This window comes from Candidatus Microthrix parvicella Bio17-1 (assembly GCF_000299415.1).
Classification (GTDB): domain Bacteria; phylum Actinomycetota; class Acidimicrobiia; order Acidimicrobiales; family Microtrichaceae; genus Microthrix; species Microthrix parvicella.
Map to the genome: position 1 here is coordinate 170,165 of NZ_AMPG01000004.1, position 13,275 is coordinate 183,439.

The 13,275-nt window shown below is 66.7% G+C and carries 9 protein-coding genes; 7 read left to right on the forward strand and 2 right to left on the reverse strand.

Annotated elements, in window-relative coordinates; all coding sequences use genetic code 11:
* Positions 1-11: 11 nt before the first annotated feature.
* Both MPARV_RS0116550 and MPARV_RS0116555 read right to left on the reverse strand, forming a co-directional pair.
* Positions 12-1,754 carry a hypothetical protein gene (locus MPARV_RS0116550; RefSeq protein WP_157789694.1) on the reverse strand — a complete coding sequence of 581 codons (1,743 nt, stop codon included), beginning with the start codon at positions 1,752-1,754 and terminating at the stop codon, positions 12-14.
* The gene (locus MPARV_RS0116555) at positions 1,747-3,297 is read right to left on the reverse strand and encodes an NAD(P)/FAD-dependent oxidoreductase (RefSeq protein WP_012229346.1); all 1,551 of its coding nucleotides are present in this window, start codon (positions 3,295-3,297) and stop codon (positions 1,747-1,749) included. Before MPARV_RS0116555 ends, MPARV_RS0116550 begins: the two co-directional genes overlap by 8 nt.
* A gap of 181 nt (positions 3,298-3,478) precedes the next feature.
* Between MPARV_RS0116555 and queA the strand changes: the two genes are divergently transcribed.
* The 7 genes from queA to hisS all read left to right on the forward strand — a co-directional run bounded on the left by queA (position 3,479) and on the right by hisS (position 12,998).
* Entirely contained in the window at positions 3,479-4,573 is a 1,095-nt protein-coding gene (gene queA, locus MPARV_RS0116565; RefSeq protein WP_020379061.1) for a tRNA preQ1(34) S-adenosylmethionine ribosyltransferase-isomerase QueA, read from the forward strand.
* Positions 4,570-5,667 carry a tRNA guanosine(34) transglycosylase Tgt gene (gene tgt / locus MPARV_RS0116570; protein ID WP_020379062.1) on the forward strand — a complete coding sequence of 366 codons (1,098 nt, stop codon included), beginning with the start codon at positions 4,570-4,572 and terminating at the stop codon, positions 5,665-5,667. The genes queA and tgt overlap by 4 nt, the downstream gene beginning before the upstream one ends.
* Before the next feature lie 52 nt (positions 5,668-5,719).
* The gene (gene yajC / locus MPARV_RS23020) at positions 5,720-6,214 is read left to right on the forward strand and encodes a preprotein translocase subunit YajC (RefSeq protein WP_012229350.1); all 495 of its coding nucleotides are present in this window, start codon (positions 5,720-5,722) and stop codon (positions 6,212-6,214) included.
* Positions 6,211-8,121, forward strand: coding sequence for a protein translocase subunit SecD (gene secD / locus MPARV_RS21605; RefSeq protein ID WP_020379063.1), 1,911 nt, complete (start codon positions 6,211-6,213; stop codon positions 8,119-8,121). The genes yajC and secD overlap by 4 nt, the downstream gene beginning before the upstream one ends.
* Positions 8,118-9,251, forward strand: a complete 1,134-nt coding sequence (secF, locus tag MPARV_RS0116585; RefSeq protein WP_012229352.1) for a protein translocase subunit SecF — start codon at positions 8,118-8,120, stop codon at positions 9,249-9,251. The genes secD and secF overlap by 4 nt, the downstream gene beginning before the upstream one ends.
* A gap of 95 nt (positions 9,252-9,346) precedes the next feature.
* Positions 9,347-11,593 carry a RelA/SpoT family protein gene (locus tag MPARV_RS0116590; RefSeq protein ID WP_020379064.1) on the forward strand — a complete coding sequence of 749 codons (2,247 nt, stop codon included), beginning with the start codon at positions 9,347-9,349 and terminating at the stop codon, positions 11,591-11,593.
* A 64-nt stretch (positions 11,594-11,657) separates the two neighbouring features.
* Entirely contained in the window at positions 11,658-12,998 is a 1,341-nt protein-coding gene (gene hisS / locus MPARV_RS23900) for a histidine--tRNA ligase (RefSeq protein ID WP_202948851.1), read from the forward strand.
* Positions 12,999-13,275: the final 277 nt, after the last annotated feature.

Consider the following 13,275-nt stretch of genomic DNA (forward strand, 5'->3'; position numbering starts at 1 on the left):
GCCGTAGTGAGCTACCCGGGGCTGGAGGGCGCAGCGGGGCCCGCGTCGGACGTACCCAGGCCGGCATCACCCGCGGCCGGGCAGAAGTCGGGGAGTCCCAACGATTGTCGAGCGCCGTTGAGCCGGGTCGACATGAACGTGAAGCGGTCGTCCGGGTCGGCCGAACCGCCGGCGCTGGGTGGAAGCCGGGCCCACTCACGGATGAGGCCACAGTTGGCGTCTTGAGCGCCGCCGCTGCTGACGAACGCCCTGCCGATCGCGGCGTTCACCCGACCGGAGGTGCTGGAGGCACTCCAAGCGGCGAATGCGGCATTGGTGACCGGTACCAGCGCCCACATGGCCGCAATGCCGACCAGCATGACGCGCCTGACCGTGCGCGACACCCTCGGGGCGACGAGCAGCCAGATCGCGGTCATCACCATGGCCCAACCTGCGGCGCTCAAGGCCGAATTGCGCCAGGCCTGACCCATGCCGACGCGCCCGGTCGCCTGCTGAAAACCGACGCTCAGCGCAGGCACCAACTCTGACAGCACCACCAGAACCGCCCCCGCCAACACCAGCGGGATCACGTTGGGGCGCGTCGCCGGCGTCAGGCGCAACGACGACCGCCCGTCCTCGTCGGTGCCTGCCGCCGATGCGGGTGGGCCGGGCTGACGGCGGGTCACCAGGATGGTCACGGCGGTGGCGATGACGACCGCCACAACAAGCACCACTACCGAGAGGTAGGCCCGCACGTTGCTGATCGCCCACAGATACCTGACCGGTGGGACGCTGCTCCAGAGTCTGGTGACGAGGGTGGACGGCGTGTCGGAGGTGATTCCAAACTCCGAATAGCGGTAGCAACCCCCGGCGGCGCACGCCCGTCCGATGGCCATCCGGCCGACGACGGTGACCAGCAGAAACGATGCGACCAGGATCCCGCAGCAGATCGACCCGAGTGACGTGAGCACGCGCAGGGCATCGCGACGGTGCACCCACAGCATCATGACCGCCCAAAACAGCACCATCGGCACGGCGATGGCGCTGACCTCTCCCCAGGCCGCAAGCGCTGCGCCGATGGCCGCCGAAACGACCGCGCGGGCAGCGTGACGTGGGGACAGGGTGGGGGCCGACAGCCACAGCTCCGGGCGGGCAATCCAGCGAAGGGAGGCCCCGATGATCAGCACCACCACCAGGTAGCTCGAGGGGAAGAAGATCGGTGCACCGGTGAGGCCGGCGGCGATCATGCCGAACGAGAAGGCAACACAGATCGGCAGGATCAGCCGATCGCCGGCCGGCTCGTCGTTGTTCGGCGCATCGTAGGAACCCACCTCGACAAACGATCTGGCCAGCAGCAGGGCCCCGTAGGCGGCGGCCATTCCGAACAGGCACCGCAGGAGACCCCACACCACATGGGGCGTCAGACCGGAGAACTCGGCGATCCGTACGGTCCACGACGTGGCGTAGGCGCGAAAGGCACGCCCGAGGGGACGGAACGTCCCTTGGTTCTCGATGTAGGGCCCGATGTCTGCGATGGCGGTGCGCGCAGGGTCGAGCAGGAGGTTGGGCGATCGGGCCAGATCCTGGTACGGGAGATGCTCGGCATCGCTGTAGAAGGGATCCCTCACCAGCGGGAGCAGCGACACCCCGACGAGAAGAAGCGGAAGCCCGGTCCACACCCGGCCCGATCGCCCGGCTTGGGTCGGTTTCGAAGCCGTCTCGTCAGGGTCGCAGACGGCAGGACCCGGTTGCTCTAGAAACCCCTCATCAGGCATCAAGGCGCGGTGCCGAGGAGGGAATGATCGGCGCATCGCGCCCGGTGTTACCGGAGGAGCCGTTGCCGTCGGCCGGGCCCTCCTCGTGGTACTCCTCCTCCACGTTCACCGTCCACACGTCATGGGTGGAGCCGGTGGCGATGTTCTCGGCCGTCAGCATGGCCGTATACATCGAGTGGTCCTGGTTGTTGTAGCGGAACATGCCGTTGCGCCCGATGGGGTGCACGTTGCTGGTGTGCTCAGCAAGCCAGCCCCGGAGCACGTCGACGTTGGCCTTGTAGGTCTCGTCGTAGGTTGGATATGCCTTCTTCTGACGAACGACGTAGCCACCCTCCACGTCGCCCGGCTCGATCAGCCCCAGGTGAACCAGCTCGCGCCTGCCCTGCTCGATCAGCTCCTCGTCCGGGGCGGTCCATGCCGCGTCGGTCTCGAAGACGGTGTACTCGAGGCCGAGCACGTTGCGGCCGTCCTTCACGAGGTGCGGCGACCACGAACCGAAGTTCTGGATGCGCATCGTCTTGACGGCGGGGTCGTGGATGTAGATCCAGTTGTCGTTCCAGTCGACCTTCGACTCGGGTACCACCAGGGCAACCGTGATGAAGTCGCGGTAGCTCAGGCCCGTGGCCGCCGCCATCACGTGGTCCGGCACCGGCGGGTCCATGCCGGCGAGCAGCGCCGAGATGGGCATCGAGGAGACGACGTGGTCGGCCTCGTGCTCCTCGGTGGTGCCGTCGGCGTGCGTGGCGATCACGTGGGTCGCCCGGCCATCGACATGGCGCACCCCGGTGACCTCCGCGCCGTAGGTCATGGTGGAGCCCTCGGCCACCACCTTGTCGCGGCAGACCTCCCACATCATGCCCGGCCCGTACTTGGGGTACTGGAACTCCTCGATCAGCGAGGCGATGTCCTTCTGATTTCGGTTGGGCAGCAGCGCGTTGACCACGGCGCTGAACAGCGACAGGTTTTTGATGCGCTGGGCGGCCCAGTCGGCCTCGATCTGGTCGGCCGGCACGCCCCAGACCTTCTCGGTGTAGGCCTTGAAGAAGGTGCGATACAGACGCCAGCCGAAGCGTGCGGCCACCCAGCCCTCGAAGTTGGATTGGTCCTTTGGCGGCCGAATGCGGACCCACACGTAGCTGAGCACGCACCGGATCGCCTCGATGATGCCCAGGTTGCGGAGCGCATTGGTGGCGCGCAGCGGGTAGTCGTAGAACTTGCCGTTGTAGAAGATGCGGCTCTTCCGGGGCCGCATCATGAAATCCTCATCGGGCAGGATCTCGTGCCACAGCGCCTCGACCTCGGGCACCTTGGTGAAGAAGCGGTGCCCGCCAATATCGAAGCGCCACCCGTCGCGCACCTCGGTGCGGGAGATGCCACCGACGGTGTCGGAGCCCTCGAGGATGGTGGAGGCAATGCCGTACTTGTGCAGCTGGTAGGCGGCGGTGAGGCCGGCGGGGCCTGCGCCGATGACCACGACCTCACCGGGATCGGTACCGATCAGGTCGGCCTCGTGTGGTGCGAGCGTGGGGCGGGAGTCGTCCATGTGGGGAGTGAACCTCAAGGGTGTGGCCGTGGGCGGGAAGCGAGGCGCCATCGCGGCGACCCGTGGTCAGGAGGTGCAAACCGGGCCCGTGATTGCATCGGGTGATCGGGTCGCTGACCGCTCCAGCGTAGTCTCCCAGCGGTACGCCGAGCCCGATGGGCCCGACCAAAGGGAGTGAGCCGTGCAGCTGGGAGACTTCGATTACCCGCTGCCGGACGACCGCATCGCGCAGGTTCCGGTCGAGCCCCGTGACGCCGCACGGCTGATGATCGATGCTGGAGCAGGGATTCCTCCGGAGGATTCGACGGTGTCGCGTTTGGCCGACGTCGTCGGTCCCGGGGACGTGGTGGTGATCAACACCACGCGGGTTCGCCCGGCGCGTTTGAGCATGCGGCGATCGACCGGTGGGGCAACCGAGGTGTTGCTGTTGACGCCGATCGACGGCTCGACCAGGTGGGAGGCGCTGGTGCGTCCGTCGAGGAAGGTGGCGCCCGGGGAACTCCTGATGCCCGCCTCGGCCTCCCGATCGCCCGACGAATTCTCCATCCTGGTGGGCGAGGACCGCGGCGCGGGGCGGCGCGAGGTCACGCTGCTGAGCGACGACGGCCCCCTGGGCGGCGGCGCCGAACTGGACCGTGCGCTGGAGCGTTTCGGGGTCATGCCGTTGCCGCCGTACCTGGACGATCGCGAACGCGATCCGAGCCGTTACCAGACCGTGTTCGCCGACCGGCCCGGCTCTGCGGCCGCACCGACTGCCGGGCTGCATCTCACCACCGAGGTGCTGTCGGCGGTCCGCCGGGCGGGCGCCGAGGTGGTCGAGGTGGAGTTGGAGGTGGGCCTGGGAACGTTCCGCCCCATGACCGCCGATCGGGTGGAGGACCACGTGATGCACGCCGAGCGCTATCGCATCACGCCCGAGGCCTGGGACACCATCAGGGCGGCCGCCGAGTCGACCGGACACGGTTCGGTTCTGGCGGTGGGCACCACCACGCTGCGTGCACTGGAGTCGGCCGCCCGCAGCGGTGAGTTGTCCGGCACGACCGAGTTGTTCCTGCATCGGGGCGCCGAGTTTCTGGTGGTCGACCGGCTGATGACCAACTTTCACCTGCCCAGGTCCAGCCTGTTGGTGCTGATCGATGCGTTCATCGGGCCCAGGTGGCGTGGGCTGTACGAAGCGGCCATGGAGCGTGGCTACCGCTTCCTCTCCTTCGGCGACGCACAGCTCCTGGATCGACGGCTGCCGGATCGAGGACCGACGGTTGGAGGCGATCGATGAGGTTGCAGCTCGACATCGCAGCCACCGACGGCGCGGCCCGAACCGGGCGCGTCGCCACTGCGAAGGGTGGGTTCCAGACTCCGGTGTTCATGCCGGTGGGCACCAGGGGCACGATCCGGGCGGCCACCACCGCTCAGCTCGCCGACCTGGGGGCGGAGTTCATGCTGGGCAACACCTATCACCTGATGCTGCGACCCGGCGCCGATGTCGTGGCCGAGCTTGGTGGGTTGGGTCGCTTCGCGGGGTGGGACGGCCACCTGCTGACCGACTCCGGTGGATTTCAGGTGTTCTCGCTGTCGCCGAAGGTGACCGACGAGGGGGTGAGGTTCAAGAGCGTGTACGACGGGTCCGCCGTTCACTGCACGCCTGAGAGCATCGTCTCCACCCAGGAGCTGCTTGGCGCCGACATCCAGATGGTGCTGGATGTGTGTCTGCCCCTTCCCGCCGAGCGCGGTGACCTGGCCCGGGCGGTGCGGCGCACGGCCGAGTGGGCCGCTCGGGCACGGTCCGCCCACTCCCGGCGCGAGGACCAGGCGCTGTTCGGCATCGTGCAGGGCGGGGTGGACGCCGACCTGCGACGCGAGTCGGCCCAGCGGACCGTGGCACTGGACTTCGACGGCTACGCCATCGGGGGCCTCTCGGTTGGCGAGGAGCGCGGCGTGATGATGCACGGCCTGGAGGCCGCCATCGCAGAGCTGCCCGCCGACCAGCCGCGCTACCTGATGGGCGTGGGCGACCCGCTCTCGATGGTGGAGGCCGTGGCCCGCGGGGTCGATATGTTCGATTGCGTGCTGCCCACCCGACTTGGGCGGCACGGCACGTTGCTCACGGGCCGGGGACGGGTGAACGCCAAGCGGGCCGAGTTTGCCCGCCGGGACGATCCCGTCGATCCCGAGTGCCCCTGCAAGGTGTGTGGTACCTATTCGGCGGGCTACCTCCGGCACCTGCTGGTGGTGGGTGAACCGGCGGGCCGAACGTTGTGCGTGTTGCACAACCTGGCCTGGATGCTCGGCTTTGTCGACCGCATGCGGACGTCGATCAGCCGTGGTGAGTTCGGGGCACTTCGGGCCGAGGTGGCCAACTTCTGGGCCTGAGGAGGACCGGTGGTTGGGACCGCGCCCGATTCGCCCATAAGATCGACCCTTCGTGGAAACCCTCTTGATCTTCGCAGCAGACAAAGCAAACGGTGGCAGCGGCGCCACGTCGATCATCTTGTTGGTCGCCATGATGGGCGTCATGTACATGGTGCTCATCAGGCCCCAGCAAAAGAAGCAGAAGGATCAGGCGTCCTACACCAGCAGCGTCGAGGTGGGGGACAAGGTGGTCACGTCGGCCGGCATCTACGGCACGATCAATCACATGGACGCCGAATCGGTGCACCTGGAGGTGGACCGCGACGTGGTCATTCAGGTGGCCCGCGCCGCCATCATGCGCTCCCAGGACGCCCCGCCAGAACCCGCAAAGGGTGGCGGAATGCTGGCCGGACTGTTCGGCGGCGGCCCGAAGGCCTCGCCGTCCGAGCCGGGGGACGACCTGCCTTCGGCCCCGGCCCCGGGTAAGCGCACCAACAAGGCTGCGGGCGACGGCACACCGAACGGCAAGAACAAGGGCGGCACGGGCAAGCAGCGCCCCAAGCGATGAAGCGTTCCTCGCTGATCCAGATGGTGATCATGGTGGTGTTCACCATGGCGGCGCTGATCGCAGTGATCGTGACCGACACCAAGCCGGTGCTTGGTCTCGATCTTCAGGGCGGCATTTCGGTGGTGCTCGAGCCGTTTGTGGATGGCAAGCCCGCCGAGAACGTCAAGGACGAGCAGGTCGAGCAGGCCATCGCGATTATTCGCAACCGCATCGACGCCCTGGGTGTCTCCGAGCCCGAGATCAGCTCTCAGGGCAACAGCATCCTCGTCCAGTTGCCCGGCATCGACGACCAGGAGCGGGCGCTCGAGCTGGTGGGCCGCACGGCGAAACTGGAGTTCCGTCCGGTGCTGTCCTCCTCGCCCATGGTGGCTCCCGACCCCAAACGTGAGGCGACGCTCCGCAAGGAGCTGAACATTCCCGAGGGCACGACCGCGGAGGACATCGCCAAGGAGGAGGATGCGGCGCAGGCGGCCCTGGCGCCGACCGATCCGACCGCCACCGGCGATCCGAGCGCCACCGGCGATCCGAGCGCCACCGTCGATCCGAGCGTTCTCGTCGATCCGGAGGCGAACACCAACGCCCCCGTCACACCGGCCCCAACCACCGGCGCACCGGCTCAGGGCTTCGGTGGAGCCCACCGCTCGCCATTCGTGCCGGTCCAGGAGACGCCCACCACCACCTCGCCGGCGGCAGGTCCCACCACCACGACACCGAAGCCCCTCAACAAGGCGGGCGTCAACGTCTACGACCCGCGGTTTGCCGAGCTCTATCAGCTCGAGAAGGCCGACACCACCCAGTTCACCGATCCCGATGCGCTCGGCGGCAAGGCCAAGGAAAAAGTCACGCTGCCCGACAAGGACGGCGAGCAGCAGTACGAGTTGGGCCCGCAACTGCTCACCGGCAGTGCGTTGTCGGGAGCCAGCGCCGGGCTTGACCAGCAGGGCCAATGGCAGGTCGGTCCATCGTTTAAGGGCGGCAAGAACGGCATCGACCTGTTCAACAAGGCCGCCACCCTGTGTTACAACGGCGATCCGCTGTGCCCGCCCAACTCTCAGGACTCGTCGACCGGCGCCGCACGGGGGCAACTCGCCATCGTGCTGGACGGCAAGGTGCTGACCGCACCGTCGATCAACGAGGCCGAGTTCAACAAGGACCAGATCAGCATCTCGGGCAGCTTCGCCGAGCAGGAGGCCAAGGACGTGGCGACGGCCCTTCGCTACGGCGCCCTGCCGTTGGAGCTGCGTCCCAGCACCACCCAAACCGTCACCGCCACCCTCGGTCAGGGCGCGCTTCGTGCAGTGATCATCGCCGGGCTGGTGGGACTGGGCATCGTGGCGCTGTACTTCATCGCCTACTACCGCCTGCTGGGGATCGTGGCGTTTATCAGCCTGGCCCTGTCGGGTTCGCTGTTGTGGATCATCATCTCGCTGCTCGGCGCCACGCTGACGCTCGCCGGGCTCGTGGGCATCGTCGTGTCCATCGGTGTGTCGCTCGACTCCAACGTGGTGTTTTACGAGCACTTGAAGGAGGACGTCCTCAGTGGCAAGAGCCTCAGGTCGTCAGGGGAGAAGAGCTTCCCCGCCGCCTTCAGTACCATCGTCAAGGCGGATGTCTCCAGCCTGATCGGCGCCGCCGTGCTCTACTTCCTGACCGCCGGCAGCGTTCGGGGCTTTGCGTTCTACCTGGGCCTCTCGGTGCTGCTGGACCTGGTGGCCAGCTACTTCTTCATGCGCCCCGCCGTCGCCTTCCTGACCCGCTCCAAGCTGGGTGGGAAGCGATCGCTCTTCGGCATTCCGGTGTTGTACACCCCGGCCGAGTTGGCCGATCAGCGGGGGCCCGGCCTGCCGTACGTCCCCGAGGTTGAACCATCCGCCGACCTGGCGACCACCGTCGGGGGGAAGCGATGAGTTTGTACGGACGCATTTATCGGGGACAGATCGACTTCAACTTCCCGCGCATCAACCGACGTCTGCTGGTCCTCTCGGCCGTGCTGATCATCGTGTCGCTCGGTGCGATCATCACCCAGGGTCTCAACCTCTCGGTGGACTTTGTTGGCGGCACCGTGTGGGAGGTGCCGTCCAAGACCCTCACCCAGGGCCAGGCCACGGAGGTGCTGGCCAAGAACGGTGCAGCGTCGGGTTCCAAGATCCAGATCGCCACCGACGCCAACAATGTTCGCCTCGTACGTGTTCAGAGCGGCGTGACCGACCAGAAGGAATCGGCAAAGATCACGAAGGACCTGGCAGAGGCCGCCAAGGTGAAGGTCACCCAGGTGGAGACCAACTTCGTGGGCCCCACCTGGGGCAAGACGGTGACCCGCCAGGCGGTGAAGGCCTTCATCATCTTCCTCATTCTGGTGGGGATCTACATTTCGGCCAGCCTCGAGTGGCGCATGGCCATCAGCGCGATCATCCCGTTGATCCACGACCTGATCCTGACGGTGGGGCTGTACGCCCTGTTCCAGTTTGAGGTCACGCCGCCCACGGTGATTGCGGTGCTCACCATCCTCGGGTATTCGTTGTACGACACGGTGGTCGTGTTCGACCGATCGCTCGAAAATCAGGCCCGCTACACAAAAACCGGCAACTACACCTTCACCCAGTTGTCGCGTCGCAGCCTCAACCAGGTGTTCATGCGGACGATGAACACCACGATCACCGCGCTGATGCCGGTGATCGCCATGCTGGTGATCGGTGCCCTGTATTTCGGTCAGGCCACACTCGCCGAGTTCTCGATCGCCCTGCTCATCGGCCTCGTGACCGGCGCCTACAGCTCGATCGTGATCGCCACCACGATTCTGGAGGTGCTCAAAGAGCGGGAGCCACAGTTCGTCAAGATTCGCCAACGCATCATCGACCGCGGCGGCGACCCGACCGACACCCGGTGGGTGGAGCACTCCCGCAAGGCTCAGCCCGGTCGGTCCGACCAGCGCTCGGTCCGTGCGGGCGAACCGGTCATGGCGGGTGGCACCATCGATCGGGCCGAACTCTACGAGCGACCGCATCCGCCCCGGCCGCGGAAGAAGACCAAGCGCTGACACCGGTGGCCGGCGAAGGTCGGGTGCCGCCGGGACCGGTCCCCATGGGGCGCCGGGTAGGCGTTCGGTAGGCTGGATTGCCAGGAGGTCGGCCGATGGTACCGGTGACGCGAGTTCTCCCGTGGCGACGCCACACCGAGCCGCGCTCCGATGAGTTGCGTCCCTTGGTGCAGGCGATGCGAGACGCGCGTGGGAAGCCGGACATCGACGTCGTGGAGCGTGCCTATGGCTTTGCCAAGGTGGCTCACGACGGACAGCTTCGTGCCTCCGGGGAGCCGTACATCACCCATCCCTTGGCCGTGGCCACCATCGTTGCCCGCTATGGCGCCGACGAAGCAACGATCTGCGCCGCGCTCCTCCACGACACGGTGGAGGACTGTGACGTCACCTTGGCGGAAATCGGCCTGGCCTTTGGTCCGGTGGTGGCCGCTCTGGTGGACGGTTGCACCAAGTTGGAGCGCGTCGAGGTGGACTCGAAGGACCACCAGAAGGCCGAGACGTTCCGCAAGATCATCTTGTCGATGGCCAACGACCTGCGGGTGATCGTGATCAAGCTGGCTGATCGTCTCCACAACCTCCGCACCGTGGCAGGGATGTCGACGAGGCATCAGGAGAAGCAGGCACACGAAACCATGGAGGTCTATGCGCCGTTGGCGCATCGTCTTGGCATGACCGAGCTCCGCCAACAACTGGAGGACCTGAGCTTCGCCGTGCTGCACCCACAGGTGTTTGCGGAGATTGACCTGCTGGTGGCCCAGCGCGCCCCTGAGCGCGACCTGTACCTGATGCAGGTGATCGAGGAGATCAGGGGACGGCTGGAGGGCCTTGGAATCACCGGCGAGATCATCGGCCGCCCCAAGCACCTCTGGAGCCTGTACGAAAAGATGATCATTCGGGGCAGGAGTTTCGACGAGATTCATGACCTGATGGGCGTGCGCATCATCGTCGACGAGGCGAACACCTACGCGGCACTCGGGGCGATACACGCGTTGTGGCGGCCGATTCCCGGCCGATTCAAGGACTACATCGCCATGCCAAAGTTCAACCTGTACCAATCGCTGCACACCACGGTGGTCGGACCCGGCGGAAAGACGGTCGAGGTGCAGATCCGCACCAGCGACATGCATCGCCAGGCGGAGTTCGGTGTGGCGGCCCACTGGGCCTACAAGGGCGCCGCACAGTCGGGCCCGCGGGATCAGCAGCGCGTGGTCGAGGAGTCGGGTACCGACGAACGGGCCGACTGGCTGGACCGAATCGTCGACTGGCAGCAGTACCTGACCGACCCGGACGAGTTCATGCTGAACCTGAAGACCGATCTGGGTCAGGGTGAGGTCTTCGTCTTCACGCCGAAGGGTCGCCTGGTGACGTTGCCGGTTGGGGCCACGCCTGTGGACTTTGCCTACGGCGTGCACACCGAGGTGGGCCATCGATGCATCGGTGCCCGTGTCAATGGGCGGCTGGTGCCGCTCGATCACGTCCTCAGCTCCGGCGACACCGCTGAGATCGTGACGGCCAACGATGGCCACCGGCCGTCGGAGGATTGGCTGGAGTTCGTCAAGAGCCGGTCGGCCCAGGCGAAGATTCGGCAGTGGTTCAGGCGGGAGCACCGAGAGGACATCGTCGATCGCGGCCAGGATGAACTTGAGCGGGCGCTACGACGCGAGCGCCTTCCCGCCGAGCTGATCGAGGGCGAGACGATCGACGAGGTGGCCACCCAGATGGGCTACTCGGGAGGTGAGGCGCTGACCCAGGCGATCGGGGAGGAGAAGGTGCGGGCGGCCACGGTTGCCGGCCGTCTCGTGCGGCAGCTTCAGCACTCGTCGGGGCAGGGTACCCCGATGCTGGCCACCGACGTGCTGGGCGAACGTCGGCGCACGAAGCGTGCGGACGGCAGCGGCGTGCACGTCGAGGGTTTTCGAGAGGAGTTGGTGCGCCTTGCCCGCTGCTGCTCGCCCGTTCCGCCGGACGAGATCATGGGCTTCCTCACCCGCGGCAGAGGCATCGCCGTTCACCGCACCGACTGCACCAACGCCGTGTCGCTGTCCTCGCACACCGACCGGGTGGTTGACGTGGAATGGGAGCAGGAGAGTCGGGGCAGTTGGGAGGTGGCCATCGAGGTGCGTGGCCTGGATCGACCCCGACTGCTGGTTGATGTGGCCGCCGTGATCGCCGAGGCACAGGTCGGCGTGCGCACACTCAATGCCCGCACCGGTGACGATCGTGTTACCGTGTTGCGTTTCGATCTTGAGATGGGGGACCCGACCCACCTCGACCGGCTGCTGGGCAGCCTCTACAGCGTCGACACGGTCTATGACGCGGAGCGGGTGCAACCCAACGGGTGACCCGGCAATCGGGCGGCTCCGACGTTGTCGGGACTCGTGGCCTGGCCAACTACGATCCGGGGTCGTGCCCGACCCTGATGAGCCCAGAAGATCAGCCAAGCCGCAGCGGTTTCAGGCGCCGATCGGTACCCGTGACCTGCTCAGCCCCGAGTCGGAGCGGCGTCGGGCGCTGGTGGACCGCTTTGCCGAGCACGCAGCGCTGGCCGGATACCGCCACCTGGTCACCCCGATGTTTGAGGACCTCGGCGTGTTCACCCGGTTGGGTGCTGCGACCGATGTGGTCACCAAGGAGATGTACGACTTCACCGACAAGGGCGGTCGTCGCATGGCACTGCGCCCCGAACTGACCGCTTCGGTGTGCAGGGCGTTCACCGAGCACAACCCGGCGGTGTTGCCGTGGAAGGTCTGGTATTCCGGTCCTCAGTTTCGTCATGAGAAGCCGCAGAAGGGTCGGTACCGGCAGTTCGATCAGGTGGGCGTCGAGGCGCTTGGATCGGAGGACCCCGATCTGGACACCGAGTCGATCGCCCTCGCCTGGCGGTTCTTTGACGACCTGGGGCTTCGACGCGTGCGGCTGCTGGTGAACTCGCTGGGCGAGGCCACCGAACGCGCCCGGTACGTGGAGGCGCTGGCTGACTACCTTGCCCGTCACACCGACGCGCTGTCGGACGCCGCCGTAGCCACGCTGGCCCGAAACCCGCTGAGGGTTCTCGACTCAAAACGCCCTGAGGACGGGTACGTGATCGCCGGGGCGCCGCAATTGTCGGACTTTCTCGGCGTGGCGTCGGTGACTCACTTCGAGCGGGTGCTCGCCGGGCTGGACTCGCTTGGCATCGACGCCGAGGTGTCGCCCAAGCTGGTGCGCGGGCTCGACTACTACCGCCGTACCACGTTCGAGTTCACCGCCGAGAGCCTGGACGCGTCCCAGAACGCCGTCGGCGGGGGCGGACGCTACGACGGGCTGGTCGAGGCACTGGGCGGTAAACCCACCGCCGGCGTCGGCTTTGCGTTGGGTGTCGACCGCACGCTGCTGGCCTGCGATGCCGAAGGGGTGTTTGGCCCGGTCGAGAGGACGGTCGAGTGCTTCGTGGTGGACACGACCGGTGGCCTGACCGGCTACGAGATCACCGAGGCGCTTCGACGTGCCGGGGTGGCCACCGATCGCAGTTGGGCCGGCGAGCTTACCGACGAGGGTCTTGGGCGTCCTCGCTCGATGAAGGCGCAGATGAAGGCGGCTGATCGCTCTGGAGCGAACCTGGCGGTGCTGATGGGACCAGACGAATTGGAGGTTGGAGCGGCAACGATTCGTCGGTTGCGGGCAGGTCCTGATCAGGCGCCGTCCGCTCAGCGGCGGGTGCCGTTGTCCCGGGTGGTGTCCGAGGTTCAGACCGAACTGGGCCGCTGACCCCGGAGCCGATGCGATTCGGCGACACGGTGAAGGGTGGCTCGATCAACTGCGGATCGCTGGCGAACACCGCCGGGTGGGCGTCGATCCCCACGCCGTCCTTCGGTGCGGTCCGGCCGAGCGGCCGCCGGGTACGTCGCAGCCCAACCGGGTACACGGTGAGGTCTCCGTTCGGCTCAACCCGAATGCGGAGGAAGTTCTTGTGTGTGGTCAGGCGAAGCGCTGAGAACACCTCGTTGGTGTGCATGCCCAGGGTCAGGTTGGAAACAACCAGATA